Source organism: Mesorhizobium sp. ES1-3, from assembly GCF_020164795.1.
Taxonomy (GTDB): Bacteria; Pseudomonadota; Alphaproteobacteria; order Rhizobiales; family Rhizobiaceae; genus Mesorhizobium.
The window spans coordinates 91,766-118,010 of the sequence record NZ_JAIUGW010000018.1 but is presented as its reverse complement, the minus strand read 5'-3'; the positions used below and the strand labels follow the sequence as shown (position 1 = coordinate 118,010).

The 26,245-nt window shown below is 63.2% G+C and carries 23 protein-coding genes and 1 pseudogene; 13 read left to right on the top strand and 11 right to left on the bottom strand.

Going from position 1 to position 26,245, the window contains the following annotated elements:
* Positions 1 to 1,039: 1,039 nt before the first annotated feature.
* Together LB536_RS22525 and LB536_RS22520 are read right to left on the bottom strand one after the other, a co-directional pair.
* Positions 1,040 to 1,550, bottom strand: a pseudogene (locus tag LB536_RS22525) (DUF6101 family protein); the annotation flags it as partial.
* A gap of 898 nt (positions 1,551 to 2,448) precedes the next feature.
* On the bottom strand, positions 2,449 to 3,123 hold the full coding sequence (locus LB536_RS22520) for a protein-L-isoaspartate(D-aspartate) O-methyltransferase (protein WP_140763862.1): 675 nt from the start codon (positions 3,121 to 3,123) through the stop codon (positions 2,449 to 2,451).
* 275 nt (positions 3,124 to 3,398) lie between these two features.
* On the opposite strand from LB536_RS22520, the gene LB536_RS22515 reads away from it, so the two are divergent.
* Entirely contained in the window at positions 3,399 to 4,010 is a 612-nt protein-coding gene (locus LB536_RS22515) for a GNAT family N-acetyltransferase (protein WP_224596442.1), read from the top strand.
* A gap of 190 nt (positions 4,011 to 4,200) precedes the next feature.
* On the opposite strand, the gene LB536_RS22510 is transcribed toward LB536_RS22515, so the two are convergent.
* Positions 4,201 to 5,259, bottom strand: coding sequence for an aminopeptidase (locus LB536_RS22510; protein WP_411966566.1), 1,059 nt, complete (start codon positions 5,257 to 5,259; stop codon positions 4,201 to 4,203).
* Positions 5,260 to 5,463: 204 nt separating this feature from the next.
* On the opposite strand from LB536_RS22510, the gene LB536_RS22505 reads away from it, so the two are divergent.
* A complete protein-coding gene (locus LB536_RS22505; protein ID WP_224596439.1) occupies positions 5,464 to 6,216 on the top strand; it encodes an SDR family NAD(P)-dependent oxidoreductase in 753 nt (250 codons plus the stop codon).
* A complete protein-coding gene (locus LB536_RS22500) occupies positions 6,213 to 7,145 on the top strand; it encodes a sigma-70 family RNA polymerase sigma factor (protein WP_140811419.1) in 933 nt (310 codons plus the stop codon). The genes LB536_RS22505 and LB536_RS22500 overlap by 4 nt, the downstream gene beginning before the upstream one ends.
* A 58-nt stretch (positions 7,146 to 7,203) precedes the next feature.
* On the opposite strand, the gene LB536_RS22495 is transcribed toward LB536_RS22500, so the two are convergent.
* Positions 7,204 to 7,827 carry an FMN-binding negative transcriptional regulator gene (locus tag LB536_RS22495; RefSeq protein WP_224596436.1) on the bottom strand — a complete coding sequence of 208 codons (624 nt, stop codon included), beginning with the start codon at positions 7,825 to 7,827 and terminating at the stop codon, positions 7,204 to 7,206.
* Between the two features lie 72 nt (positions 7,828 to 7,899).
* Between LB536_RS22495 and LB536_RS22490 the strand changes: the two genes are divergently transcribed.
* Positions 7,900 to 9,345 carry a PLP-dependent aminotransferase family protein gene (locus LB536_RS22490; RefSeq protein WP_224596433.1) on the top strand — a complete coding sequence of 482 codons (1,446 nt, stop codon included), beginning with the start codon at positions 7,900 to 7,902 and terminating at the stop codon, positions 9,343 to 9,345.
* A 2-nt stretch (positions 9,346 to 9,347) separates the two neighbouring features.
* On the opposite strand, the gene LB536_RS22485 is transcribed toward LB536_RS22490, so the two are convergent.
* Positions 9,348 to 10,496, bottom strand: coding sequence for an amidohydrolase (locus LB536_RS22485; RefSeq protein WP_224596429.1), 1,149 nt, complete (start codon positions 10,494 to 10,496; stop codon positions 9,348 to 9,350).
* A gap of 99 nt (positions 10,497 to 10,595) precedes the next feature.
* Entirely contained in the window at positions 10,596 to 11,051 is a 456-nt protein-coding gene (locus LB536_RS22480) for a hypothetical protein (RefSeq protein ID WP_224596427.1), read from the bottom strand.
* Between the two features lie 213 nt (positions 11,052 to 11,264).
* On the opposite strand from LB536_RS22480, the gene LB536_RS22475 reads away from it, so the two are divergent.
* The 5 genes from LB536_RS22475 (at position 11,265) to LB536_RS22455 (ending at position 17,382) form a co-directional block, all read left to right on the top strand.
* Positions 11,265 to 12,125 carry an FAD binding domain-containing protein gene (locus LB536_RS22475; RefSeq protein WP_224596424.1) on the top strand — a complete coding sequence of 287 codons (861 nt, stop codon included), beginning with the start codon at positions 11,265 to 11,267 and terminating at the stop codon, positions 12,123 to 12,125.
* Positions 12,125 to 12,601 (top strand): (2Fe-2S)-binding protein, encoded by a 477-nt coding sequence (locus LB536_RS22470; protein WP_224596422.1) that lies wholly within the window; start codon positions 12,125 to 12,127, stop codon positions 12,599 to 12,601. Before LB536_RS22475 ends, LB536_RS22470 begins: the two co-directional genes overlap by 1 nt.
* Positions 12,602 to 12,603: 2 nt before the next feature.
* Positions 12,604 to 14,868, top strand: a complete 2,265-nt coding sequence (locus LB536_RS22465) for a xanthine dehydrogenase family protein molybdopterin-binding subunit (protein ID WP_224596420.1) — start codon at positions 12,604 to 12,606, stop codon at positions 14,866 to 14,868.
* Between the two features lie 17 nt (positions 14,869 to 14,885).
* The gene (locus tag LB536_RS22460) at positions 14,886 to 15,131 is read left to right on the top strand and encodes a MoaD/ThiS family protein (RefSeq protein WP_224596418.1); all 246 of its coding nucleotides are present in this window, start codon (positions 14,886 to 14,888) and stop codon (positions 15,129 to 15,131) included.
* A 532-nt stretch (positions 15,132 to 15,663) separates the two neighbouring features.
* Positions 15,664 to 17,382 (top strand): AIPR family protein, encoded by a 1,719-nt coding sequence (locus LB536_RS22455; RefSeq protein ID WP_224596416.1) that lies wholly within the window; start codon positions 15,664 to 15,666, stop codon positions 17,380 to 17,382.
* A 106-nt stretch (positions 17,383 to 17,488) separates the two neighbouring features.
* Here LB536_RS22455 and LB536_RS22450 read toward each other — a convergent pair whose 3' ends face one another.
* A complete protein-coding gene (locus LB536_RS22450) occupies positions 17,489 to 18,373 on the bottom strand; it encodes an NADPH-dependent F420 reductase (RefSeq protein ID WP_224596465.1) in 885 nt (294 codons plus the stop codon).
* Positions 18,374 to 18,487: 114 nt separating this feature from the next.
* On the bottom strand, positions 18,488 to 18,898 hold the full coding sequence (locus LB536_RS22445; protein ID WP_224596413.1) for a winged helix-turn-helix transcriptional regulator: 411 nt from the start codon (positions 18,896 to 18,898) through the stop codon (positions 18,488 to 18,490).
* 101 nt (positions 18,899 to 18,999) lie between these two features.
* Here LB536_RS22445 and LB536_RS22440 point away from each other — a divergent pair, with 101 nt between their 5' ends.
* Positions 19,000 to 20,118: an NADH:flavin oxidoreductase gene (locus LB536_RS22440; RefSeq protein ID WP_224596411.1), complete on the top strand. Its 1,119-nt coding sequence runs from the start codon at positions 19,000 to 19,002 to the stop codon at positions 20,116 to 20,118.
* A gap of 146 nt (positions 20,119 to 20,264) precedes the next feature.
* On the opposite strand, the gene LB536_RS22435 is transcribed toward LB536_RS22440, so the two are convergent.
* Complete coding sequence (locus LB536_RS22435) at positions 20,265 to 20,696, bottom strand: DOPA 4,5-dioxygenase family protein (RefSeq protein ID WP_224596408.1); 432 nt, start codon at positions 20,694 to 20,696, stop codon at positions 20,265 to 20,267.
* A gap of 207 nt (positions 20,697 to 20,903) precedes the next feature.
* Between LB536_RS22435 and LB536_RS22430 the strand changes: the two genes are divergently transcribed.
* A complete protein-coding gene (locus tag LB536_RS22430) occupies positions 20,904 to 21,047 on the top strand; it encodes a hypothetical protein (protein WP_224596405.1) in 144 nt (47 codons plus the stop codon).
* A 12-nt stretch (positions 21,048 to 21,059) separates the two neighbouring features.
* Here the strand turns inward: LB536_RS22430 and LB536_RS22425 are convergent, their stop codons facing one another.
* Complete coding sequence (locus LB536_RS22425) at positions 21,060 to 23,273, bottom strand: cation:proton antiporter (protein WP_224596462.1); 2,214 nt, start codon at positions 23,271 to 23,273, stop codon at positions 21,060 to 21,062.
* Positions 23,274 to 23,508: 235 nt separating this feature from the next.
* A complete protein-coding gene (locus LB536_RS22420) occupies positions 23,509 to 24,201 on the bottom strand; it encodes a DUF2270 domain-containing protein (protein ID WP_224596402.1) in 693 nt (230 codons plus the stop codon).
* A gap of 541 nt (positions 24,202 to 24,742) precedes the next feature.
* Between LB536_RS22420 and LB536_RS22415 the strand changes: the two genes are divergently transcribed.
* Both LB536_RS22415 and LB536_RS22410 read left to right on the top strand, forming a co-directional pair.
* A complete protein-coding gene (locus LB536_RS22415; RefSeq protein ID WP_224596400.1) occupies positions 24,743 to 25,264 on the top strand; it encodes an Hsp20/alpha crystallin family protein in 522 nt (173 codons plus the stop codon).
* Positions 25,265 to 25,452: 188 nt separating this feature from the next.
* Positions 25,453 to 26,169 (top strand): gamma-glutamylcyclotransferase, encoded by a 717-nt coding sequence (locus LB536_RS22410; protein WP_224596397.1) that lies wholly within the window; start codon positions 25,453 to 25,455, stop codon positions 26,167 to 26,169.
* Positions 26,170 to 26,245: the final 76 nt, after the last annotated feature.

Here is a 26,245-nt window from a genome sequence, read left to right as displayed (position 1 = left end):
GACCTCCAAAAATCAGCGTTGAATCTGATTTGCGCTTCCTTGGGAATCCCAACCCGTTAAATCGTCACTACGTCCTAATTTTCAGCATGGCTGAAGACGACAGTTCCATTGTCCTTGCGAACTTCAACGCAAATGATCCCCTCGTCACCCCTTCGGGTCTGAAACATAGCGATTGGGTTTTCCCACCTTTTCGGCGTCAAAGATCACCTTGTCGATGATGCCCTGTCTTCCATACCAAATAACGGTGAACGCCATTCGCCGCCTCCATTCGAGGCACCAAAGGGCGCGGAGACCCAGCCTGAACCGAAGTCCTGCCGCAGCTCGTCCAGCCGCCGACGTGACCTTAAGCAGCGCGAGGCTCAGGTGCCCTGCATTGGCGGCCAGGGTCCGGCAGTCACATCCCTCCCGCCTCACCAGATGCTACCAACAACCATGCGATCCAGGCTTTTGCGCAGATAGCGGTCCAGTACAGCGGACTTTTGACGAAAGAGGCGTCGACGGCTTCAAACCAGCTGTCAGGCATCGTCAACAGGGACCGGACACATCTGACGGCTGATCTATCAAACGATCTCGGGTGAGGCGCTTGGTCCGGCTGGACCCTGCCAATTCAACACATCGTCGGCTTTGAAAACACTCTCGCGTAGTCCCAGGACGAGGTCGTCATTAGCGAGCCGGATCAACGTGCGGATGTGCTCCCGTCGGCGGTGAACTGATGCTGAATCCTGGTTTGTCCCGCCGTTCGGATAGAGCCGCGCAGAATTGGATGCAGCGTTGCGGACAGCGGCAACGGCCGATACCTTCGCCAGAGCGTCGCGGTTCGTATGAGCCTTTGCATGGCCACGCTTCCTGGACACTCCATGGGAGTCGATCGGAATCTTGGCGCTCCGAAAGCGGTTTCTTTCCAGTGGCTTGTCCCGGCCTTAGTGCTTTTCGCGGCCGCATAGCCGTCCTTACTTTGGTCGCCTGGACTAGCGTAATCCTGATTGCCGTAATTTGGATTACACCAGTGACGTCAGTTTGTTCATCAGGCCAGCCTTGGAAAGCCTGGGCGCTTGGTCGAGACGCGGCCCATGTTGCGGTTGCTGGGGTGAGAGCGCGTTGACGTTGGGACCGAGCGTTTCCTCAAGCGTTCGGGCAATGCCGTCGGCGCCAAGCAGAATCATAGGCAGTCGGTAGGCCTCGGCCCAGGCACGCCAGTCGGCGGCAACAAGTTCGAGGTCGTCGGACACCAGCAGCGGCACCATCAGCATCGGATCGTTGTGCAGAAGCTTGAGCTCCGCTGTGAACTTTCCATCCGGATCTTCCATCGCGCAGGCGGCCACGCCGCGGAAAGTCTTGGCGGGAAGGGCAATGATTGCCGGCACGCTGCTTAAATCCTGCGTGCGGCGGACCACCACACCACGCTGGTTGAGCGTGAAGGTCACGTCGCCATAGTCGTCGCGCGTGGTATAGCTCACAGTCTCCGGCAGGCGCGATGGGTCGAGACGCCTGTTGCGGCCGGTCCAAGAACTCGTCTCCGGTTCAGTATGAGTCCGCTTACCATCGGCCATCATTGGCACCTGGACAGATAGGGCCTGAAGCACAGCACGCAACCAATGCCCCGAGTGAGCCCCAATCCTCTGCGGCGCCGCCGTTCGGCTTGCGTCCAGCAACAGCTGCGTGCCTTCGCAATCTGCACCCCTTGTTGAGGTCGAACCGGATGTACCCGGCTCGAACTCTCAGCACATGTTCTACGGTCACATAAAATAGCAGTGTATTCTGTATTAGTGATTACTAATTTATGTCAATTTTTCGGTACTTTGGCAAAAGGCCGTCGGCTGAGCTATCCAACTCGACAAACGCGGCAGAACCCAGTCAGCGCATTTGTTGCGCGTTGATTCCGAGGAGGCTTCATCGGGTCGTTGGTGATGAGGATATCGGCCGGTTGGGTCAACGGGCGGAGGAGGGGTTGCTCCGAATCCTGCGCCGCTGCCAACCTTCGTCCCAGTGACCGTCATCCATATCGCCGCCCCACATCTTGCCAGCCGATCAGACCCCTGATTATGCTTTAATGCCGATCATCCCTGGCTCCCAGGACGGAAGATTCCGTCGACAGGCGCGGGCCGGCCAAGCTGCCCGCATGGCCAGCAGCGAAGGGACAACGGCTGCGTTCGCCCGAACTTGCCTTTCGTCGGGCTGTTGCCAACCGTGAAAAAAACTCGCCGCTTTTCGGCAGCGGCCTTTTCGGGGAGTCCTGGCTTGTCAATTGCTGTGGGCCCGGTTGCTTCGGGCAAGAGGCGTCGACGTTGAGCCGGTCCGCATAGACCCTCACACAGGACGTTCGTTTACCTTCGTGGCAGACCCCGACGGTCTCCCCATTGAGTTCTACGAGGATCGAGTTTGACAGTCGGAGGATTGCGACGAGAAGAGTGCGGAGCTGCCGGCACCCGGCTGACGGTGCGCACCTCGTTAGATGGTTTCAAGCCGGCTGAACCGAACCGGGATGAGTTTCCGAGTCTCGAGTTGCCCAGCAGCATCCTTGTCGATGACAGTCAGAAACTGTACTTCTTCAGAGGCCAAAGGCAGAACAAGGCGTCCCCCTGGCTTGAGCTGATTCAGTAAAGCCGGCGGCGTCCGCTCAGCTGCTCCGCTAACCAGGATCTTGTCGAATGGGGCGTGCTCGGGCCAGCCGCGAGACCCGTCTCCGACACGAACGGCGACATTCGAGAAGCCAAGGCCCTGCAGCAGAGCCTCGGCATGGCTCGCGAATTCCTCGATGATTTCGACGCTCCAAACTTGTCCTGCGAGTTCAGCGAGGATGGCGGATTGATAGCCCAGGCCAGTCCCGATCTCGAGCACCGTTTCGTGCGCTTGGGGAGTAAGGAGATCGGTCATCAGAGCGACCATGAAGGGCTGCGACACAGTCTTATCGAAGCCGATCGGCAGCGGCATGTCCTGGTAGGCATAGGGCGCGACCGCAGAGGGCACGAAGAGATGTCGCGGGACCCGCTGCATCGATGCCATCACCCGCTCATCGAGCGTTGCCTTGCCGAGTTCTTCGCTTGCAAGGTCGGCATGGATCGCAATCATCTCGACCATGTGCCTGCGCAGAACCGCAAGATGCTCTTCGTTCATCGGTTTCATGACGGTGAGGCTTTCCTCGACCAGCTGCTGCCAAATAGCATTGTATCCTGTTCGTCTCGCCACCGTAACCGACAAGGCCGATGCGCTGGGCATTTCCCGACGTTAGGCTTCCGATCGTTTTCATCAGCGGCTACGCAGACGTCACCATGTGCGTATGGGCGATAAAGGCGGGAGCGTCCGACTTTTTGACCAAGCCCGTTCGACACTACGACTTGCCAAACACCATCGGTTTTGCCATGGCGGCCACACCAAGTTACCTCGTTTAAGTGTTGCCCTTGGCGCTCAGCCGCCGCTTCTGCCATCGCCGTTGCATTTGGCGCCGCCCCGGGTCGAAAATGCCTCCGATGAAAGCAGTTCCCAGGCTCACCACACCAAGGCTCGTTCTACGGGCGCCGAGCGAACGCGATATCCCGGCATGGTTTGCGCGCGCCACCGATGTCGAATCCGCCTCCCTTGCCGGCGATCCCGTTCCCGACGACATAAGCGCGGGCGCGCGATGGCTCGCGCTTTCGCGTCAGCGCTTCGCCGACGGCAAGGCGATCCAGTGGTCCATAGACCGGGCATCGGAAGTGATCGGGACGATAACCCTGTCCTTCGCAACCGACGCCAAGGCGGCCGCATTGGGATTTGTGCTGGCGCGTGCGCATTGGGGGCAGGGACTGGGCAGCGAGGCCGCGCGCGAAGTCGTTCGCTATGCTTTTGAAACCCTGGCTCTGGAACAGGTGACGGCCGAGGCGGTGACGCGCAATGTCGCGTCGCTGCGGATATTGGCGAAGCTCGGCTTCAAACATATCGAGAGCTTCATCGATGAGTCCGACGGCGAGCATTGCCAGCGTTTTGCGCTCGACGCAGACATCGGAACGTCACTCTTGGCGAGCCAGACTTAGAGCGGTTCAGCGTTTGATAGAATCGCCGAACCGCTCTAACTCTTTGTTTTTACGCAATTCCATAGGGAAAGAGCTACGCGCTTTTCCCGGGAAAACCGCTACGCACTTTTCCTGGAATTGCTCCAGAGCCATCCGCTCGCGGCTCCGGGCTGAGATCGGAGCACGCCAAAAAAACCCGTGGTTATTCAAGTCAATCACACGACCTCGCGGCCTTGAGCGCTTCGGCACGAGCCGGTTCGGGCAAATTCGCGATCCTTCGAACGGATGCATAGAACCTCGGATAATCGCCGGAGCACAGGTCGAACAGGCGAAGAAATGCTGGAACCTGTTCGCCGTAGACGGCGGTCGCGGCGAGCTTTGCGTTGTTGATCGGGGAATTGAACCAGGCGTCGTATCCCCGGTATCCGGCCCATCGTTTGTCGCGCATTTGCCGATAGCGCATCCGAAGCCTGTCGAGCGTGGCGGCCTTGGCGGCCGCCATCTCATCCGGGGCACGGGAGCTTTCATAGACCTGCCGCAACTCGTCGCGCGTTTTCGACACCAGTGCGACAAAATCGGCGCTGCGCTTGCGATCGGCTTCGTAGCGGCGCAATCCGGCGCGATCGCCGGCCGCACGGAGCCATTTTCTCGTGCCGGTGGTTTCGACGGCAACCGCGAAGGCCTCGTTGAATGCGGAATCGCCGTTCACATAGAGGCGCTGATGCGCCAGTTCATGAAAGATGAGGCTCGCCAGATAGGTGTCGTCCTGACGCAGCATGGTGCTGAGCAGCGGGTCGCTGGACCAGCCCAGTGTGGAATATGCGGTGACGCCGCTGACATAGACGTCCAGCCCCCGTCCATGAAGTGCGACAGCGCTTTCGGCTGCGGATTTGCGATCGAAGTAGCCCCGGTACGGAACGCAGCCGAAAACCGGAAAGCACCACGTCTTTGGCGTGAGCGAGAATTGCGGGGCGGCAAAAACGGCCCAGGTCACAGCATCCCGGTGGATGTCGACATAGCTGTGGTAACTGCTGTTTTCGGGCAGTGCCAGCTCGTCCGTCGCGAACCGCCTTATGGCGCTCGCCGACGTCAATCTGGTGCGCAATGCCTGAGGGGTAGAAGGGGCCTTGATCAGTTTTCCGACGTCTTCGCGTGCGGCCATGATCCGGACATGACCCTCCAACGATTGCGCGTAGTAGGAAATGCTGGTGCAACCGCTCACCGCGGACGCCATGATTACCACGGCAAACAATCGAAAGATGCGCTTCACGGCTTCCCCACCACTTCGTCACCTCCCATGGGAGCACATGTCCCGATCACGCTCCAGTGTCTCAAACAGGCGCACCAATTTTCGTCAAGGTCCATAGGGCGGCGGCGCGGACTGTCGACCTGGTCGCGGCTGACGCCCAATCGCGTGACTCTTTTCCCGACCCTCAAACGTCTTAGCTACAGTGAAACACTGGAGCAGGATCCAATGAGCCTCAGGGACAGGAATATCGTGGTCACCGGCGGCAGCCGGGGGCTTGGCCTCGGACTGGTCGAAGCGCTGGTCGAGCAAGGGGCCAGCGTGACCGTTGTCGCGCGGGGCGCCGAGGCGCTGGATGCGGTCGGTGCGCGGCTTGGGGTCGCCACCATCGCGGCCGATGTCACGGACGAGGACGCGGCCTATCGCATCCTTGGCGAGGTCCGCCCAGACATAGTGGTGCTGAACGCCGGTGCCACGCCCCGGATGGGGCGATTGGACGAATTGAAGTGGGAGGATTTCTCCGTCACCTGGGAGACCGACGTCAAGGCCGGGCTCTACTGGCTGCAGGCGGCGCTGAACCTGCCGCTCAAGCCGGGCAGCCGGGTGTTGGTCGGGTCGAGCGGTGCCGCCGTCACCGGGTCGCAGATGTCGGGCGGCTATGGTGGCTCCAAGCGGATGCTCTGGTTCATGGCCAAATACGCCAATGGCGTGGCGCAGGAGAAGGGCCTCGGCATACGCTTTCAGGCGATCCTGCCCCGCCAGATGATCCTCGGTACCGGGATCGGCGATGCGGGCGCCGGCGCCTATGCCGGCTCGATGGGCATCACGCCGGAACAATTCGTCACCCGTTTCGGCGCGCCGATGCCGCCCCGGGCGTTCGGCGACAGGGTGGTTTCCGTGCTGGAAGACCCGCAATATGCCGAGGGCGTCGTCTTCGGCCTCAGCGGCGACGCGGGCGTAACGATCATGGAGGGTCCTTGAGCGACGGAAAGCGACCCGTGGAGCGCGACCGGCAGGAAGGGCTGCTTGCCCTTGCGGCGGCCTTGCGGCCGGAGCTGCACCGCTATTGCTCGCGGCTGATGGGCTCGGTGATCGACGGCGAGGATGTCGTGCAGGACACGTTCGCGCGCGCCTTCGTTGCGCTCGACGAATTGCGCGAGGTGCCGCAGCTCCGGCCCTGGCTGTTCCGGATCGCCCACAATCGTGCGCTGGATCTTTTGCGCAGCCGCGCGATCCGCGCTGCGGAGCCCATCGAGGCGGCGCTTGAGATTGCCGACGAGGCCGACCCGGCGGAGATGCTGATGCGCAGGCAAGCCGTGCAAACCGCCGTGTCGCGCTTCGCGGAGCTTCCGGTGCCGCAACGCAGCGTCATCATCCTCAAGGATGTGCTCGACGAACCGTTGGCCGACATCGCCGCTTTGCTTGGCGTCACGGTCGATGCGGTGAAGGCGCATCTGGCGCGCGGCCGCGCCCGGCTTCGGCGGATCAACGCCGAGGCCAAGCCGCTTCCCGATGCACGCATCGCATCGGCGGCCACCGTGCGCTACGTCAATCTGTTCAACCAACGCGACTGGGACGGCTTGCGCGCGCTGCTCGCCGATGATGTGAAGCTCCACCAGTCCATGCACCCGCCGCGCGCGGGCGCCGCCGACGTCGGCATGTTCTTCACGATCTATGCCAAGAGCGACGGCTTGTGGCTCCGGCCGGCATGGGTCGAGGGCCGCGAGGTGATCGCGGTGTTCGAGGACCGGGCCGCCCCGAAGCCGCATCATTTCATGTGGCTGGAATGGCGCGACGGCCGGATCAGCTTCATTCGCGACTACCGTTATACCAGCTACGTTCTCGACGACGCGGAACTGGTGCTGGCAAGGGAAGCCGGATACTCCAGCGGCGGCGGTGGACGCCGATAGGTCGCGGGCCGGATCGACGCTTGACGCGGGCCGCCGGATCAGGCGAGGCGTCGTGCCTTCACGACGGGATCAGGGCGGAGACCTCGCGGTCGGACGGCCGCTCGCTGGCGGCCAGCCCGGCGACCACGCCGGCGCGGTCGGCGGCGTTGCGGTTCTGGCTCATCTTGCGCTTGCCTTCGAGCCTGACGACCGGCATGCGCAGGCCGACAATGCCGCGAAGCTGCGACTGGATGAAGTCGGGCGGCGCGTCCGACACCGCCCAGGGCGCGGCGCGCGCGCCCTCATGCAGGTTCGTCAGCCGGGTGACGACCTCCAGGAGCCTGTCCGCATCGTCGAAGAACTCGACCGGCCCATAGGCGTGGACCGCAGCGTAGTTCCAGGTCGGCACGACCTTGCCGGTTTCCTGCTTGGTGGCGTACCAGGCCGGCGTCACATAGGCGTTCGGCCCCATGAAGATGGCGAGCCCGTCGCCAATCGCAGGAACATGCCACTGCGGGTTGGCCCTGGCCATATGGCCATGGATGACGCCATGCTCGCCCTCGGTCTCGTCGAGAAAGAGGGGCAGGGGGGTGGCGAGCGGCCCGTCCGCCGTGGCGGTGACGAAGTTGGCCAGCCGCGCGGCGCGGATCGTAGCCAGGATGCTGTCCTTGTCGTCATCGCGGAAGGCGGGCGGCGTGTACATTTTCGAACTCCTTGCATTGCAGGGGAAGATGCCACACAATCTGGCCTGTTGGAATATCCAGTTTTAAAGAGTTTGGATGGTCCAGTTGAGGTGGTCCAGTTGACTGGCGACGGAACCGCGCGCCGCATCATCGCCGCGATCAAGGAACAGATCCACAGCGGCGCCTATCAGCCGGGCGACCGTTTGCCGTCGACGCGGGTCTTCGCCGCCGAATGGGGCGCGTCGCGCACGACCGTGACGGCGGCCTACGGCCAGCTCATCGCCGAGGGGTACCTGACCTCGCGGGCGGGGGCGCGCGCTGAAGTGGCGCAGGGGCTGGGGGCCGCGGCGGCGCCCAAGCCCGCCATGGCGGCCGTGCCCCGGCACCTCTCGGCCTTCGCGCAACGCCTGCTTGCCCTGCCGGCGCCAAACCTCGCGCAGCCGGCGCGGGTCGCGGACTTCCGCTATGGCGACCTGTCGGGCGCCGACTTTCCGGTGCTGGCCTGGCGGCGCGCCATGAACAGGGCCAGCGTGCGGCGCGGCGCGCGGCTGGCCTATGGCGATCCCCAGGGGTCGGCCGCTCTGCGCGCCGCGCTGCAAGGCTATCTCCGGCGGGCCCGCGGCATCAGCTGCACGCCGGACCGGATCGTGATCGTGAACGGCTCGCAGCAGGGCCTCGACCTCTGCGCCCGGCTGCTGCTCGACGCCGGCGACCGTTTCGTCATCGAGAACCCCGGCTACCTGCTTGCCCGCCAGGCCTTCGCGGCGGCGGGCGGAGTTGCCTCGCCCGTCGCCGTCGACCGCGACGGGCTGAGGACGGACGCGCTGCCGCCGGCTCGGCTCGCTTATGTGACGCCCTCGCACCAGTTTCCGCTCGGCGGCATCCTGTCGGCGACGCGCCGGCGCGCGCTCCTGGCCTGGGCCGCGCGGGAAGGCGCCTACATCATCGAAGACGATTACGACGGCGAATACCGCTACGACATCGCACCCATTCCGCCGCTGCAGACGCTGGACGCGGACATGGTCATCTATGCCGGCACGCTGTCCAAGACGCTGTCGCCGACGCTGCGGCTCGGCTATCTCGTCGTGCCCGCCGGCCTGCGCGTGGCTTTCAGCGCCGCCAAGCGGCTGACGGACCGGCACTCTCCGCTGCTGGAGCAGGAGGCGCTGGCCGACATGCTGGCCGGCGGCGCCTATGAGGGCCACGTGCGCGCCATCCGCAGGAAGAACGCCGAACGAAGGGCGCTGCTGCTGAAGGCGCTGGCGGACAATCTCGGCCCGTCGGTCACCATCGAGGGCGCCGATACCGGGCTGCATCTCGTCATCTGGGTGAACGGCGTCGGCGCCGACCGCGTTGCGGCGATCGTCACGGCCGCGCACGCCGCCGGGATCGGCCTCCATCCGGTGTTGCCGCTCTACGACCCGGCCGGGCCGCAGCCGGCCCTGGCGGGGTTCATCCTGGGCTATGCCGGGCTTCAGGCCGAGGCCTTGCGACAGGGCGTGGCGGTGCTGGCGACGGTGCTGGCCGGGTTCCGCTGAAATCAGCCGAGAAGGTTGCGTGCCGTGCGCATGAAGATCTTCGAACCGATCGGGATCAGGTCGTCGGGAAAGTCATAGTCGGGATTGTGCAGCGCCGGGTGGCGTTCGCCGGCACCGAGGAAGAACATCGCCGACGAGGCGCTGTGGCCGAACAGGCCGAAATCTTCCGAGGCGCGCATCGGCAGGGCTTCCTCGCCATGCGCGACGCTCTCTTCGTCGAGGGCGCGCCGCAGATGCTCGACCGCGTCCGGCGCGTTGACGCTGGCGACGAAGATCTCGTGATAATCCCAGCTGGCGGAGAGGCCGTGGCGGCCGGCGATCTGCTTGACCAGCGCCTCAGTGGCGGCGCAGAGATCGGCCATGCGCTCGTCGCGGCGGGTGCGCAGCGTCGCCCAGACCTCGGCATGGGCGGGGGCGATGCCGAACACGGCTTCGCCCATCCGCGCATGCGTAACGGTGACCATGGAGAAATCATCGTCGGCGAAGGTTGCGCGGCCGAGCGCGGGCAGAGCCGGCATCAGCTCGCTGATCGCGAGCATGGGCGAGGTTCCGGTCTCGGGCATGGAGGAATGCGCGGTCTTGCCCTCCAGCACGATGCGCATGCCGCGCGAGGCGCAGTTGACCACGCCGGGTTTGAGCCTGACCTCGCCGAACGGCACGCCGGGCAGATTGTGCAGCGAGAAGGCGAAATCGGGCGCGATCTCGCCGAAGCGCGGATCGGCGACGACGCCGGCCGCGCCATTGCCGGTTTCCTCCGCCGGCTGGAACATCAGCACGACGCGGCCGCTGGCCGGCCGCTCCCGGCCGAACTGGCGGCCAAGCGAAGCCAGGATGGCGGTGTGTCCATCATGGCCGCACATATGCGACTTGCCCGGCACTTGCGAAGCATGCGGCACGCCGGACAGTTCCTCGATCGGCAGCGCGTCGAGTTCGGAACGAAACAGGACGGTCGGTCCGTTTTTGCCGCTGTCGTAGATGGCAGCGACGCCGTGGCCGCCGAGGCCGGTCAGCACCTTGTCCGGCCCGGTGTCGGCGAGGAAGGCGACGACCTCTTTCGCCGTCTTTTCCTCCTCGTTCGAGATTTCCGGCTGCCGGTGCAGCTTGCGCCGCCACCCGGTCAGTTCGACGATGTCGCGATTGGTCAGGGTCATGCTTTTTCGCCTCCACTGCGGTCCTGTGCTAGCGATAAACGGCCGTGCCTGCCACGGTCCAAGGTCCGGGCTTCGGCGGGCCAGAAACGTTCGCGCCCGCTATCTCACGCGGTTGGGGCAGAGCGCCTTGAACTGGTCGAGCGTATAGTCGTAGCCCGAGGCGCCGGAGCCATCGAGCACCACGTTCTCGTCGACGGCGGTGATCCGGTAATCGGTCGTCACGTCGGTGCCCTTGTTGCGGCCCTGGAACAGCATCTTGGCGCCATAGAAGGTGGTGAACTCGCCGGTCTTGCAGTTGGCGGTGATTTCGAAATGCAGGGGCACCGTCATCTCCGCGTCGATGCACGCCTCGGTGAAGTCGTGGGCATATTCGCGGCAGTAGACGCGCGCCTTCCGCCTGTCGTGTCTGGCCAGGATGCTGGCGTGCGTGGAGCCGATGCCCGCCTTTTTGACGATGGTAAGCTCCATTCCGACCCTGGAGCCGTAATAGAGCGTCGCGGCGCCAGCCGGCGAGGCCAGCAGCATGGCGCAAAGCACAGCCAAGAGACGTCGCATGGAAACTCCTCCCTTGGAGCGAAGGATTGACGCGCGGCATCATCCGGTCAAGCCTTAATGCGGCCCTGCACCTATGCTTCCCTTGGCGGACTTCCGTTCAGGTGGACCGCATTTTGCCGCACCTGGCCCAATCGCCTCGGCCCGGGAAACGGATGGTCATTATGAGACGATTGTTTATAACGGTCGCTGAAATCGCGATACCAAGGGGAGACGATGCGCTACATACGTCCGCTTTCAATCGAAGACGCCGTAGGCCAACTGGCCGGATCGGCCGGTCCGGCCGCCATCCTTGCCGGGGGCAGTGACCTGCTGGTGAGGATGAAGGGCGGCTTTGTCGAACCCGAACTGATCATCGACATCAAGTCGATCGCCGGCTTGCGCGACATCAGGGAAACCGCCGACGGCTTCAGCATCGGTGCCGCCGTGCCTTGCGCCGTGCTGGGCGAGAACGCCGCGCTGAAGAAGGCGTGGCCAGGCGTTGTCGAGGCGGCGAAGCTGATCGGCTCCAAGCAGGTGCAGGGACGCTGCACCATCGTTGGCAACCTCTGCAATGCCTCGCCGGCGGCCGACAGCGTGCCGGCGCTGGTGGCGGCGGGCGCGAAGGCGGTGGTTGTTGGTCCTTCGGGTAAGCGCACCATTGCCGTCGAGACCGTGCCGACCGCGCCGGGCCGGACCTCGCTCGCCAAGGGCGAGATCATCGAGGCGATTCTGCTCGGCAAGCGCGCCGCGCGTTCGGCCGATGCGTATCTCAGGTTCATTCCGCGCACCGAGATGGACATCGCCGTGGTCAGCGCCGGCGTGAACCTGACGCTGGACGAGGCTGGCGTCGTGACGGCGGCCCGCGTGGCGATCGGCGCCGCCGCGCCGACCGTGCTTCTGGTGGAAGAAGGGGCCGAGGCCCTGGTCGGCCGCAAGCTCGACGAAGCAGCGCTGGAGCGGCTGGCCAAGGTCTGCGCCGGGGCCTGCCGGCCGATCGACGACAAGAGAGGCACAATCGAATTCAGGCGCAAGGTTGCGGGCGTGCTGGCCAGGCGGGCCGCACAGACCGCCTATGCACGTGCAGGAGGCAAATGATGGCTGGCGTAGCGGTTTCAACCACGATCAACGGCGACACGATCGAGTATCTCTGCCAGCCCGACGAGACCCTGCTCGACGTGCTGCGCGACCGGCTCGGGCTGACCGGCGCCAAGGAAGGCTGCGGCACGGGCGACTGCGGCGCCTGCAGCGTCATCATCGACGACCGGCTGGTGTGTTCGTGCCTGGTGCTCGGCGCGGAAGCGGAAGGCCGCCGCATCGAGACCGTCGAGGGCATGGCGCATGGCGACAAGCTGCACCCGCTGCAGCAGAAGTTTTTGGAGCACGCGGCGCTGCAATGCGGCATCTGCACGCCGGGCTTCCTGATCGCGGCCAAGGACCTGTTGGCCAAGAATCCCGACCCGACCGAGGAGGAAATCCGCTTCGGCCTCGCCGGCAACCTCTGCCGCTGCACCGGCTATGACAAGATCGTGCGCGCCGTCCAGGACGCCGCACATGTGATGAAGGGAGCCTGAAGATGAATTTCGATCCGCGTTTTTCAGGGCGTAAATTCGCTTCCGTCGGCACGCGTCCGATCCGTCCCGACGGTGTCGACAAGGTGACCGGCCGCGCCCGCTATGGCGCCGACTTCAACATGGCCGGCCAGCTGGTCGGCCGCGTGCTGCGCAGCCCGCACGCACACGCGAAGATCAGGAAGATCGACACCTCGAAGGCGGAAGCGCTTCCCGGCGTGAAGGCGGTGATCACCGCCGCCGACCTGCCTGATCTCACCGATGGCGATGCCGCCATGTACGACATCCTCGACAATTGCATGGCGCGCACCAAGGCGCTCTATGACGGCCATGCGGTGGCAGCGGTCGCGGCGATCGATGCCCACACGGCGAAAAAAGCGCTGAAGCTGATCGAGGTCGACTACGAGGTGCTGCCGCATGTCACGGATGTCGACGAGGCGATGCAGCACCACGCGCCCTTGATCAACGACACGATCTTCACCGAGGGGCTGGAGGAAAAGCCGGTCAAGCCGTCCAACGTCACCAAGCGCTCGCAGTTCGGCCATGGCGACGTCCATCAAGGTTTCGGCCACGCCGATTTCATCGTCGAGCGCTCGTTCAAGACCGAGCAGACGCATCAGGGCTATATCGAGCCGCATGCCTGCGTGGCGAGCGTCTCGTCCGACGGCACGGCGGACCTGTGGGTCTGCACGCAAGGGCATTTCGTCTACCGCCAGCACTGCGCACAGTTGCTCGGCATGGAAGCCTCGAAGCTGCGCGTCACCTCCTCGGAGATCGGCGGCGGTTTCGGCGGCAAGACCCATGTCTGGGCCGAGCCGGTGGCGCTCGCACTGTCGCGCAAGGCCGGACGCCCGGTGAAGCTGGTGATGACCCGCGACGAGGTGTTCCGCGCCTCGGGTCCGACCAGCGCCACCTCGATCGACGTCAAGATCGGCGCCCGCAAGGACGGCACCATCACGGCCGCCGAAGCGACGCTGCGCTATTCCGCCGGTCCCTATGCCGGTTCATGGGCCGAGATCGGCGCCATGACGGCGTTTGCCTGCTATCGTCTCGACAACGTCAAGACCGTCGGCTTCGAAGTGCTGGTCAACCGGCCCAAGACCGCCGCCTATCGCGCGCCGTCGGCACCGATGGCGGCCTTCGCGGTGGAAAGCACCGTCGACGAGCTGGCCAAGGAGCTCGGCATGGATCCGGTCGAGTTCCGCATCAAGAACGCCGCGCAGGAGGGCACGCGATCCTCCTACGGCCCGGTCTACGGCCCGATCGGCATCGGCCCGACGCTGGAAGCGGTGAAAGTCCATCCGCACATGAAGGCGCCGCTCAAGGAGAACCAGGGGCGCGGCATGGCCTGCGGCTTCTGGTTCAATTTCGGCGGCCAGACCTGCGTCGACCTGAACATCGGCATGGACGGCTCGGTGTCGCTCGCCGTCGGCACGGTCGATGTCGGCGGCTCCCGCGCCTCGCTGTCGCTGGTGGCGGCGGAGGAGCTCGGCATCGACTACAGCCAGCTGAAGGCCATCGTCGCCGATACGTCGAGCCTCGGCTATAACGACATGACCGACGGCAGCCGCGGCACGTTCTCGTCGTCCATGGCGACGATCTCGGCCGCTCGCAACGCGATCAAGATCCTGCGCGAGCGCGCGGCGCAGATGTGGGATATCTCCGTCGACGACGTCGTCTGGGAACAGGGCCACGCGGTCGCCAAGGGCGAGAAGCACGGCAATCTCGGCAAGCTGTCGCTGAAGGAGATCGCGGCCAAATCCGGCACCACCGGCGGGCCGATCGCCGGCCATAGCGAACTCGTCGCCGACGGCGCCGGCGTCTCCTTCGCCACCCATATATGCGACGTCGAGGTCGACCCCGAGACGGGTTCGACCAGGGTGATCCGCTACACGGTGGTGCAGGATGCCGGCAAGGCGGTGCACCCGACCTATGTCGAGGGCCAGTACCAGGGCGGTGCGGCGCAAGGCATCGGCTGGGCGCTCAACGAGGAGTATATTTACGGCAAGGACGGGCGGCTGCAGAACGCCGGCTTCCTCGACTACCGCATCCCGGTCTGCTCCGACCTGCCGATGATCGACACGCAGATCCTGGAAATCCCCAACCCCAACCACCCCTATGGCGTGCGCGGCGTCGGCGAAACCTCGATCGTGCCGCCGCTGGCGGCGATCGCCAACGCGGTCTCGAACGCGGCCGGCGTGCGCATGACCCACATCCCGATGTCGCCGCCCCGCATCCTGGCGGCGATCGAGGCGGAACGGGAAGGCTAGGGGAGGGGCAAGCGGCGATGGTCGAAGTCACCCTCTGGGGCGCGCTTGGCCAGGTCGCCGGAGGCAAGAGCAAGGTCGAGGTCGAGGCCAAGGACATAAGGGAGCTGTTCAGGAAACTGGCTGAACAGTATCCCGGCCTGGAGCCATGGATCGACCGCGGCATAGCCGTGGCGATCGACGGGACGATTTACCGGGATACGTGGTCGAAGGAACTGCCGAAGGGGGCGGAGATTTTTCTGCTGCCTCGGCTGGCTGGGGGGTGATTGGTTCATTCGACGCCTGCCCACGAACAGGGTAAGTTATTGATATTCCATAACAGATTGGGCGTTGTGGCTGCTATAGGCGATCCAGGGTTAGGACTTCAATGGACACGAGCCAGCCGATGCTTTTCATTCCATCCCTCTACAATGGCGCGAAGAGTTCCAAGCTCCAGTTGCAATCCTGAAGCCCCTAAAAGCTTGCTGGGATTGGGAAAGCACTTCACTATGGGCTTTGTGCTTCCGGTGCGGTAGACGCGCCAAAATCTGGCGGTGCCAACGCCATGGCGCCAAACTCTGTGGATGGAGGCTTAATAACAAGTGGTCGCTCTCTCTTTCTTCGCACTGGACTTTTTGCCATAACTCAATATCCCCCCGTCTCAGCGCTATCCTAGCGAAATCGCATCGACAAGTTTCTTGCCATCATTCGTGCCAACGAGGAAGATTCCTGTTCGCCGTACACACGGACGGTTGATTTCACCAGTGGATGCACTCTAGACTCTTGCAGTTCTGCAGAAATCGCAAGCGGGGGTGGCACTTGAATCCGGTCGTAAAGGCACAGTTGAAAGCGTTTGAAAAGGCTAATCCATCAACAGGTTTGTCGGAGAACGCTCTTTTCGAGGTGTTTTCAATTTTTTCTACCGCGAATGGCATACTAACAGAGAACATTGATCCTTTCTCCGCACATCTCGGAGGAGAGGAGTTCGGACTAGATGGCATTGCTATAATGGTTCAGGGTGAACTCTGCCAAACTTCTGATGAGGTAAATGGTGCCCTTAGTTCGGGAAAAAATCATTCGGTCGAATTCAATTTATTTCAATCGAAAACTAGCGAAAAGCTCGATTATGGCGACCTATCTAAGTTTTTTGACGGTTCTCACTCATTTTTTATCGGGGACTTCGTTCACCCAACGGAGAAGCTCTCCGATTTGATGTCGGCAAAAGAAGCGGTTTATGGGGCGGCCCTCAAGAGAAATCCAATTTTGCACCTATTTTTCGTTACAACCGGACCGGGCGAAGTAAGTAAGCAGCTAAGGCAGTTAATTGATACAAACAAAACCCGTTTACTTGATTTAAATCTATTTGACGAAGTTGAAATCTCTATTCTTGGTGCAAAAGACATACAGGCCGGATATCGTTCTGCGACTAACTCGATTTCGGAGAAGATTGACATAATCAAGCCAATTACGCTCCCTGAGCATCCGTCTGTTGAGCAGGCTTTTTTAGGCCTTGTTTCAGCGGAACAGCTCGTTCAATTGGCAACCATATCGCAGAGCGACGAATCTGACCGCCGAATTAACCGTGCGGTCTTCTTCGACAATATCAGAGATTTCAATCCGAATTCGTCGATCAACAAGGGCATCTTGCAAGAACTTAAGGAAGGAAATCAGGAATCTTTTATCTTCAAGAACAATGGAGTGACAGTCGTGGCAAAGGAGATCACCAGAAAAGGCGATACCTTTGATCTGGATGATTACCAAATCGTTAATGGATGCCAGACGAGCAACATATTGTTTCAAGCTGGTTATGATGCTGTTGGCGTTTTTGTTCCATTTAGACTTATCGGAAGCAAGGATGCCAATTTTATCTCTAGCATAATTGTGGGAACTAATAAGCAAAATGAGGTAAAGGACGATCAGTTTTGGGCTCTAACTCCGTTCATGAAAGATCTTGAGGAATATTGCAGAGAGCAGTTGGGTGATTTGCGTATCTTTATTGAGCGCCGGGAGAACCAATATAGAAACGAAGCAATTGAAAGAACGAGGATATGCCGGCCAAGCGATTTGGTGAAAGCGATTTCGGCGATGTTTTTGTTCCAACCGCATCGTTCAGCGCGTGACTATCGTGGGATACGTAGAGAGTTCTCCAGTAAGATTTTTCAAGATACTCATCTGGTTGTCCCGTATCATGCGGCAGCGTTTGCTGCGTATCGCACCGATTTTGCAATTAGGAATAAGCGAGTTCCTAGTTCGTGGGGAATATATAAGTATTATGTCCTTTCGGCTCTGGGAAAGAAATTGACGGGTGGCCAAGAAATATTTTCCCTGAAGAAGTCGCGTCAGGAGTTGATTTGCAACGATATAATAGAAATTTTTTCTGATGAACAAAAAATGATTGATCATTACTCCAGAGTGGGAGGGATTCTTGATGTGATGGTAGCAAATAGCTCTGCTAATACCAGAGAGAAGATACGCGATTTTATTAGAACGGAATCTGTCGCCGTCCAATTTGATGGTGATTTCGGCAAGCTAGTTTGAAAACCGTCCAAGGAGCGACCCCTCATCAGCCGATCTTTCGGCAGGCTACACGCCCATTGAATTCCCCCTAAGCCCCAACTTCCGCCTCACCGTCCTCGCGCCCCACCTACCTCCCCTTGTTAAGCTCCCGGTTCAGCGCGGTCATGTCCTCGGTGCTGGGGAAGGTGGTGTAGGCGCCGAGCCTGGCCATGAGATCGCTGAGGTTGCGCGGTGCTCGGGCCTTGTCCGCTGCCGCCAGCGCGTCGCGCAGGTCGCCCGCCGGCAGTGACGTGCAATAGGCCGGCGTGCCCGGCTGCTGGCGCCATGAGTCGGCAAGGCTTCCCGCGTCGACCGCATCGAATCCGGTTTCGTCCACCAGTCGCCGCGCAACGGCCTTGGCGGCCGCGTCATCGCCGGCAACGGGAATTGCGATCCGGTCGGCCGCGCCGCGCGGTTTTCCCGCGTCCGCCAGCACGCCAGCCAGAATGGCGTTGAAAGCCTTCACCACCGGGCGGCCGAACTGGGCGCTCGACCAGACGCTCTCGGGCTTGCCATTGTCCACTTCGGCAATGTTGCCATCGCGTACAGGATAGTAGTTCGAGGTGTCGATGACGACCCCGTTCGCCGGCACGTCGGCGAACAGCTCGGCCAGCTCGGGGTTCTTCCCAAACGGGATGGACACGACGATGACGTTGACGTCTTTCACCGCTTCGGTCGGGGTGACGGGTTCCGCGCCAACCTTCTTGGCGAGTTCGCGCAGCCTGTCGGGGGTCCTGGTCGCGGCGAGCTTGATCGTGTGGCCGTTCGCCGAAAGCTTCCGCGCGAGCGTTGTACCGATATTGCCCGCGCCGATGATACCGATCTTCATGTTGTTCCTTTCAAATTGTTCGATGTCGGCTCGCGGGCGACAATGGGTCGGACGTCGATCACGGCATCGCCGATGGGCCGTGCCCCGCCCGCGCCCAGCGTCAAGCCAATGACGCGGCCGGGCGACGAGCGGTAGCAACTCCACCGTGCTCACCAGTATACATCATAGACTTGGCGTCAATCAGGCACCTGGAGTAGCGCTGGTAGGGCTCAGGATATCGCCTGCCCTGGCAAGATACGGGACCGGATTGTCGCCGGGTCAAGCGGCCGATTTGAGCCGCGAAGCGTCAATCGGCGTCATTCCGCCGGCGGACGCGTCGAAGAGCTGACGAGCGGCATCGACCTCGGCCAAGTTCGCAAGCGTCCACTGATAGAGTGCCCGAAACGGCTCATGCAATGTGTGGCCAAGTGGCGTGATCCGATACTGCACCGCCACGGGCGACAGCGACAACACTTGCCGAGAGATCAGGCCGTTGCGCTCAAGGCGACGGAGGCACTGCGTGAGCGCCTTTTGGGTTACGCCCTCCAGGCGGCGCCGGATCCCGTTGAACCGGTGCGGTCCGTCCTCCAGCACGGTCAGCACCATCATCGACCACTTGTCGGCGATCTGATCGAACAGCACGCGGCTCGGACAGTCCGACGAGAAGCATTTCGGGTCCAGATTGGGCATTGCGGTTTCCTTCGATAAACCAGAGCGACTTAAAGTGCCTAATTGACGTCAGGTCTACGTAATATACCTGTGCGGCATCGATCACAACGGAGTTTCGATTAATGTCCCACGCAGATACCAGTACCCTGTTCCGTCCCTTCGCCATCGGGTCGCTCAAACTGAAGAACCGCATCGTCATGGCACCGATGACACGGCTCTTCGCTCCCGACGGCGTACCCGGCGAGGCGAATGTGGCCTATTACCGGCGTCGGGCGGAAGGACAGGTTGGGCTGATCCTGTCCGAAGGAACCGTCGTCGATCGTCCGGCATCGCGCAACGATGGCGGCATTCCCCTTTTCCACGGCGAGGCGGCGCTGGCGGGGTGGAAGGACATCATCGACGCCGTCCACCAGGCCGGCGGCCGCATGGCGCCGCAGCTCTGGCATACCGGTTCCACCCGTTATCTCAACGGCTGGGAGCCAAACGCGCCGGTCGAGAGTCCGTCCGGGCTGATCGCGCCGGATCAACCGCGCGGCGTCGCGATGACCGAAGAGGACATCGCCGATACCGTGGCGGCCTTCGCTAAGGCGGCCGCCGACGCCAAGCGGCTCGGCTTCGATACGGTCGAGCTCCACGGCGCGCACGGCTACCTGGTCGACCAGTTCTTCTGGACGGGCACCAACCTGCGCACCGACCGCTACAACGGCCCGACGATCAAGGAACGGTCGCGCTTCGCCGGGGAGATCGTCGCCGCCGTCCGCGCGGCGGTCGGCCCTGATTTCCCGATCATCATGCGGTTCAGCCAGTGGAAGCAGCAGGACCTCGCCGTGAAGCTCGCGGAAACGCCGGCGATCATGGAGGACTGGCTGCTGCCGATGGTGGAAGCCGGCGTCGACATCGTGCACTGCTCGCAGCGTCGCTTCTGGGAGCCGGAATTCCCCGAGATCGATGGCGAGAACGGCCTCAACTTCGCGGGCTGGGCCAAGAAGGTGACCGGCGCCGCGACGATCAGCGTCGGATCGGTCGGTCTCGAAAAAGACTTCGCCACCGCCTTTGCCGGCGAGGGATCGACCCCCGCAAGCCTGGACCGCCTCATTGAGCGGATGGAGCGCGACGAGTTTGATCTGATCGCCGTGGGTCGGGCCATTCTGAGCGACCCTCACTGGGTGGCAAAGGTCGAGGGCGGCAAGTACGATTCGCTGAACGGCTTCGAAGCAGCAGCCCTGGCCGAACTGGTGTAACTCACGGTGGGCGGGCGAGGGCACTTGTTTGCCCCGCCCGCCTTGCCGATTTTAGCGCAACCGGAGCCTGCTTCGATTATCGTGCGAACGCCTTGAAAACCGGTTGGGCGGCAAAGCTGAGCTGCACTCGCGGGCATAAGCGCCCCTCACGCCTCCAGCGTCGGCTCCGTATTCACCTCCAGCGCCTCTTCCGCTTCATGCTCCTCGCCCAGAACCTCGCCATGCACTTCCAACGCCCGGCCGATCCAGATCGGGTCGACCAGATGGTCGCGCTTGGGGTTGGTGGTGTTGGGGTGGATGAGGATGCTCAGGCCCTGGTGGTTCAGCATCAGCCAGGGGACCAGCGTGGCGAAAATCCCGGTGGCGAAGGAGACCTGGTACATGGCCTGCCCGTGCGGGCCGACCGGTCCGTCGTGCCAGTTGCCGAGGCGCACGCGGAAACGTTCGGCGATACGCTGGCGCAGCCATTCGGCATGCCGCCGCTCGGCCTGCCCGTCATGGTAGATATGGGCGTGGTAGCTGGCGATCTCGGCGAGTTGTCTCGGCTGCCCGGCCGGCGTTGGACTGGCTTCGCTCATCTCGATGTTCCCCTTAGTCTGGCGTCTGGCGGAACTCTAGCCGAAGCCCGGGCGCCTTGTCTGTAGCCCGCGCGGCTTGCGCCGAGATTGGCGACAAATGGCTGTGGGTCGCATGGAATGGTCGGCTATTCGATCGAATTTCTTTGCAATCCGTTAATGCGGCCATGCGTCAATAAGCATCCGCTAATTATCGGTTCGGGGTACGCAATGACCAAGAATCTCGGCAATGGACGCTATGTGCCGCCCAAGGACACAAGCGTCTCCTTCTTCGGCAAGGTCGCGCCGTCGCTGTTCCCGCTGATCGTGGCGGCACTGGGCTACATGATCGGGCGGCAGTTCTTCGGCCTGTAGCACTGTGGGGCATCACACGCCGGTCCCGGCTGTCGCCTCCTCGGCGCCGGCCTCCGTTCGCCTGATGCGATCGGTGGCCAGAAGCACGACCGGGCAGGCGACGGCGGCCAGCACCGCGGTCGCCGTGTCGCCGAAGAACAGCTCTTCGCCCGGCCGCTGCGTGACGCCCATCACCACCATTGCGGCGCCCTTGGCCACCTCCCTGGCGATCGCCCTGTCGGGCGTGGCGCGCGTCCTGATCGCGGTTTCGACGGCGACGCCATAACGATCGGCGAGATCGGCGACATCCTTCAGCACGGCCTCCTCGCGGCGGTGCGAAACCGAGCTTGGCGGGCTGCCCTTGCGGGCCTGCGAGACATAGAGGGCTTTCACGCGGGCGCGGTGCGGCCGCGCCAGGGCGAGCGCGAACTCGGCCGCGCGCCGCGCGACCTCGGTGCCGTTGACGGGAACCAGAATGGTCGCACTGGTGCGCAGCAACGGCATCCTGCCGCTGGATTTGGCGCCGTTCAGCACCAGGCAGAGCGGGCCGTCGAAGCCGCTGGTGATATCGTTCAGCGTGCCGCTGAAGGTGCCTTTGTCGGTCAGCGCGTTGTCCAGCCCGACCAGCAGCAGGCCGTAGCCCTTGCGGGCTTCCGCGGCGATCGTCTCAGTGGTGGCCTCGAGCTCGGTTCGGGCTGTCAGGTGGACCTTGTCGACGGGCGTATCCTCGGCCTTGCGAACAGCCCTGGCGCTTCTGGCCGCCCCCTTCTTGACCTGCCGCGAGGCCCGCTCGGAACCTTTGTCGCGGGCAGGGCCGGGCAGTTCCCCGCCCTCGAGGTGGAGCAGCGTGGTCGGCATGCCGCTGCCGCCGCCGACCAGGCCGGCGAGATAGGCGGTGAACTTGCCGACCGGGCTGTCGTCGACGAGCAGCAGCAACCGCTCCAGCTTGGAGACGAAGCCGCGCTCGTCGAGCAGTTCACGGTCGACGCGCTGCTTCTCGGCATTGCCGACCGGCAGCCGGCCGAGCGCCCAGCGCAGCATTGGCGGCATGGCCAGCGTGGTGATGACGGCCATGGTGACGATCATGGTGAACAGATTGTGGGAGAGGATGTTCATCGACAGGCCGATCGAGGCGACGATGACCTCGGTCGAGCCGCGCGCGTTCATGGCGCTGCCGACGGCGATCGACTCCTTCAGCGACATGCCGGCCAGCCGGCCGCCGAGGAAGGCGCCCGAGAATTTGCCGATGCTGGCGATCAGCACCAGCGCCAGTGTCAGCAGCGCCAGCGTCGGGTCGGCAAGCACGGTGAGGTCGGCGGACAGGCCGGCCATGCCGAAGAACACCGGCATGAACAACGCCGTGATGACGCCGCGCAACTGGCCCTCGATGTGGTCGGACAGGATCGGCGATTCCCCGACCAGTATGCCGGCGACGAAGGCGCCGAGCACGGTGTGCACGCCGATCAGGTTGGTGATCAGCGCCATCACCCCCATGATGATGAGGATGACCGATATGACTGCGTATTCGCTGCGGAAACTATCGTTGCTCCAGCGGATCAGCGTGAACACCAGGCGGCGGCCGATGGTGAAGGAGAACAGCATGAACAGCGCCACTTCCGCCACGGTCAGCACCAGTGGCAGCACCTGCAGGCTGCCATTGGTGGCGATGCCGAAGGTGACGGCGATGATCAGCCAGCCGATCGTGTCCTCGATGATGGCGGAGGAGACGATGATCTGGCCAAGATTGCGGCGCATGAAGTTCATTTCGCGCACCACCATGGCGACGATCTTGACCGAGGAGATCGACAGCGCCGTGCCGAGGAACAGTCCGGCGACGACGCGCTCGGCCGGCTCGGGCAGAAGGGAAGCCGGCAGCACCTGCGCCAGCGCGAAGCCACAGCCAAAGGGCAGGACGACGCCGGTGATCGAGATCGAAAAACAGGCGGCGCCCACCCGCCGCACGAGGCGCAGGTCCGTCTCCATGCCGGTGAGCAGGAGGAGCAGCAGAATGCCGAGCTGCGAGACGGCATCGATCATGCTTTTCTGCGCGGGGTCGGTGGAAAAGATCAGATGCTGCGCGTCGGGCCAGAGCCAGCCGAACAGCGACGGCCCGAGCAGGATGCCGCCGATCAGCTGGCCCATGATCGCCGGCTGGCGGTAGCGCTGGAAGATTTCCCCAAGGCCACGACCAACCAGAAGCAGGAGGACGATCTCGGCGACGAACAGCCCTTCCGCCGAGCCGCCCATTCCCGAGGCGTGACCGGCCGGCCGCGCGGCCAGCGCGTGGCTTGCCGGTGCCAGGACGAGAATGGCCAGCGCAAGAGCGACCGCAGCGCCGTGCGACCTCGTTGCCGGTTGACGGTTCATGGATTCCCTCAAGACGCCGCGACGGACTGACCATCACAACGCGCGGCTGGCATTTGCGTTGCAGCCGCCTGCCGCCGGATGTCGATGCCAGACGCAGAGCTCAGGGGCGCCGGGCTCAGACGTGGACGTCGCCGATGGAGAGTTCGCCGTCGTCGCCCGTCGTCAGGAAGGCGGCGGCCAGCAGGCCGGCATAGAGGAACGCAACCACGGCGACGATGGCCGCGCCCGGAATGGGACCGAGCGCCGCGGCGCCGACGGCCTCGCGCAACGTGCCGGCAAAGCCGGCCGGCGCGGCCTGGTCGATCAGGCTCGGGGTCGACAGTTTCAGGATCCAGGCGAGCAGCAGGATCAGCATCATGTAGAGGTAGTTGCGGCGCAAACGGCGCGCCAGCGCCACGCGTTGCGAAACCAGGAACTTTGGCGTCCGCAGGCTCTCGCCGACGACCAGCAGCCAGTCCGAGGCGAAGTCGGGCTGCGGCGAGAAGATCTGCGCGAAGTAATGGCGCTCGAACTGGCGCACGCGGGCGCGGTAGACATCGAAGAAGCGGTAGCGGCGCGCCTCGATCCACAACAAAAGCAGCACCAGCAGCATGGCGAACAAAAGCACGCCGTGATGGGCGCTGGCCGTCGACAGCGACACCGACAGCATCGCCGCGACAACGGTGATCGCCCAATTGCTGGTGCGGTCGAGGCGGTCGCGCCAGCCGGCCATGCGTGCGATCTCGGCGCGATGGAAATGGGACATCACGGTGACCAGTTCGCCTGGCGAAAGCGTCCTGCCGACGGGCGTTGCCGGCGCATCGTTCATGGCTTCCTCCCAACCCGATGAAACGTTCCGGGAGCGATCTCGTTCCATGACGACCGCCGTGTCGTGACGCGGGCGACCAGCCGGCCGGTGTCGTGAGTTAGAGACTGGGTCTGGCAAAGATGTCTATCCAAATGCGGCGTGGAGCTTTGATTTTTAGTCCCGCTCCATTTCGAACAATCGCGCCGATCACATTGCATTACCAGGTCTTGACCCCGCCGCAACGAAGCCCAGATCGACCATGCCGGCTCAGACGGGGCCGTTCCGGAACGTGTGTCGGCGCTTCATGGCGGCGCGTCGGGTGACCGTTCGGACTCGGGCATCATGTGCCGGAGGCGATGACGTCTCGCGAGACGCGCGACCGGCCGCGACCGGGCAAGGGCGGTCCCAAAGGTGGAGCGGATCGGACCAAAGCAGAGCGAAAACAGCGAGCGCAAACGGGGTCGGCAGCGATGCCTGCGTCAGACGGCGCATTGTCCCCGGAGCATGGCAGCCAGGGTATGCAAGCGTGCCAGAAACAGGATCAAGAAAAGGAGAAAATGCAATGACCATTCGTGATCTCATGCCATGGAGCCGCGACACCAGCCAATCCGCGACCCGCTTTCGCGAAGGCGACCGGGACCCGTTCATGGGTCTGCATCGCGAAATGAGCCGCCTAGTCGACGACATGTTCCGGGGCTTCGATTCGCGGCTTCCTTCCATGGGCAGGTTCTCTTTGGCCGGCACCGGTTGGCCCAGCGTGGAAATCTCCGAAACGGACAAGGAGCTCCGCGTGACCGCCGAGATACCTGGCATGGAGGAGAAGGACGTCGAAGTGCTGCTCGATGACGGCGTCCTGACGTTGCGCGGCGAAAAACACGCCGAAACCGAGGACAAGGAGCGTCAGTTCTCCGAGCGGTTCTATGGCCGCTTCGAACGTCGTATCCCGATCGGCTTCGAAGTCGCGGAGGACAAGATCGCCGCCGATTTCCGCAACGGCGTACTGTCCGTGAGCTTGCCGAAATCCGAGAAGGCGCAGAACAAGGCAAAGCGCATCCCCATCGGCGGCAAGGGCACCAAGCACTAGAACAGAGCTGCCGGGCGCGGGCCGCGCACGCCTCTGAATCAAATGGATAGAGCATGATGTCGTCCGAAAACCGCTTCACACTTTTTCGGCATCATGCTCTAGCCGGCGGATTTGGCGCCGGTCGCAAGGAGGCCTCTTGAGAATCTCCCAGCCTTCGGCAAGATGGCGGCAAGGCTGGGAGCGCAAGGATGAGCAAGGCCATTTCCGCCGCACCGCCGCGCAAAGCGCCGATGGCGCTGACCGAGGCGCTGGTGGCGCGCACCTTGCGCGCGGTCGAGGATGCCGGGCCGACGCCGGGCATGGTCTATATGACCGACCAGGACTATGCGCGTTTTCGTGACGAGATCATGGCCTCGGCACCGCCCGGGCCGCCGAAACTGTTCGCCTATGGCTCGCTGCTGTGGAAACCGGCGGGGGAGGTGCGGGGTGGCGAGCATGCGGTGGCGCGAGGCTGGCACCGGTCGTTCTGCTTCACGGTGCAGCGCTTTCGCGGCACGCTCGATCAGCCAGGCCTGATGATGGCGCTCGACCGCGGCGGCCAGTGCCAGGGCATGGTGTTCGAGATCGCCGAACCTGTTGCCGCCAATCTGGAGGCGCTGCTGCGCCGCGAAATGACCATCCTGCCCGCCGTCAACGTGCCGCGCTGGCTGCGGGTCAGCACCGAAGGCGGGCCGTGCCTGGCGCTGGGTTTCGTGGTCGATTCCGCCAATCCGCGCTATGCCGGCAAGCTCGACAAGCAGGCGGTCGCGGCGACGTTGGCCAGAGCCGTCGGCCATTGGGGCTCGGGCGCTGAGTATCTGTTCGAGACGATCCGCCATCTCGACGCCTGCGGTATCCGCGACCGCAATCTGTGGCAATTGCAGGAACTGGTGGCGCAGGAAATTGGCCGCACCCACGTCCGCTGAAAAACCGGAGCCGGCGCCGCGCGAATGCGTCTGCGTGAACAGGAAATAGCTGACGACCGCCGAAGGGCTGGGGGCG

Coding starts and splice junctions, on each gene's coding strand:
- LB536_RS22505 (WP_224596439.1), top strand. CDS start 5,464: ATGAGCCTCAGGGACAGGAATATCGTGGTCACCGGCGGCAGCCGGGGG.
- LB536_RS22435 (WP_224596408.1), bottom strand. CDS start 20,696: ATGAGCGAAGCCAGTCCAACGCCGGCCGGGCAGCCGAGACAACTCGCC.
- LB536_RS22465 (WP_224596420.1), top strand. CDS start 12,604: ATGAATTTCGATCCGCGTTTTTCAGGGCGTAAATTCGCTTCCGTCGGC.
- LB536_RS22430 (WP_224596405.1), top strand. CDS start 20,904: ATGACCAAGAATCTCGGCAATGGACGCTATGTGCCGCCCAAGGACACA.
- LB536_RS22485 (WP_224596429.1), bottom strand. CDS start 10,496: ATGACCCTGACCAATCGCGACATCGTCGAACTGACCGGGTGGCGGCGC.
- LB536_RS22440 (WP_224596411.1), top strand. CDS start 19,000: ATGTCCCACGCAGATACCAGTACCCTGTTCCGTCCCTTCGCCATCGGG.
- LB536_RS22495 (WP_224596436.1), bottom strand. CDS start 7,827: ATGTACACGCCGCCCGCCTTCCGCGATGACGACAAGGACAGCATCCTG.
- LB536_RS22415 (WP_224596400.1), top strand. CDS start 24,743: ATGACCATTCGTGATCTCATGCCATGGAGCCGCGACACCAGCCAATCC.
- LB536_RS22460 (WP_224596418.1), top strand. CDS start 14,886: ATGGTCGAAGTCACCCTCTGGGGCGCGCTTGGCCAGGTCGCCGGAGGC.
- LB536_RS22475 (WP_224596424.1), top strand. CDS start 11,265: ATGCGCTACATACGTCCGCTTTCAATCGAAGACGCCGTAGGCCAACTG.
- LB536_RS22420 (WP_224596402.1), bottom strand. CDS start 24,201: ATGAACGATGCGCCGGCAACGCCCGTCGGCAGGACGCTTTCGCCAGGC.
- LB536_RS22470 (WP_224596422.1), top strand. CDS start 12,125: ATGGCTGGCGTAGCGGTTTCAACCACGATCAACGGCGACACGATCGAG.
- LB536_RS22520 (WP_140763862.1), bottom strand. CDS start 3,123: ATGAAACCGATGAACGAAGAGCATCTTGCGGTTCTGCGCAGGCACATG.
- LB536_RS22410 (WP_224596397.1), top strand. CDS start 25,453: ATGAGCAAGGCCATTTCCGCCGCACCGCCGCGCAAAGCGCCGATGGCG.
- LB536_RS22445 (WP_224596413.1), bottom strand. CDS start 18,898: ATGCCCAATCTGGACCCGAAATGCTTCTCGTCGGACTGTCCGAGCCGC.
- LB536_RS22480 (WP_224596427.1), bottom strand. CDS start 11,051: ATGCGACGTCTCTTGGCTGTGCTTTGCGCCATGCTGCTGGCCTCGCCG.
- LB536_RS22425 (WP_224596462.1), bottom strand. CDS start 23,273: ATGGGCGGCTCGGCGGAAGGGCTGTTCGTCGCCGAGATCGTCCTCCTG.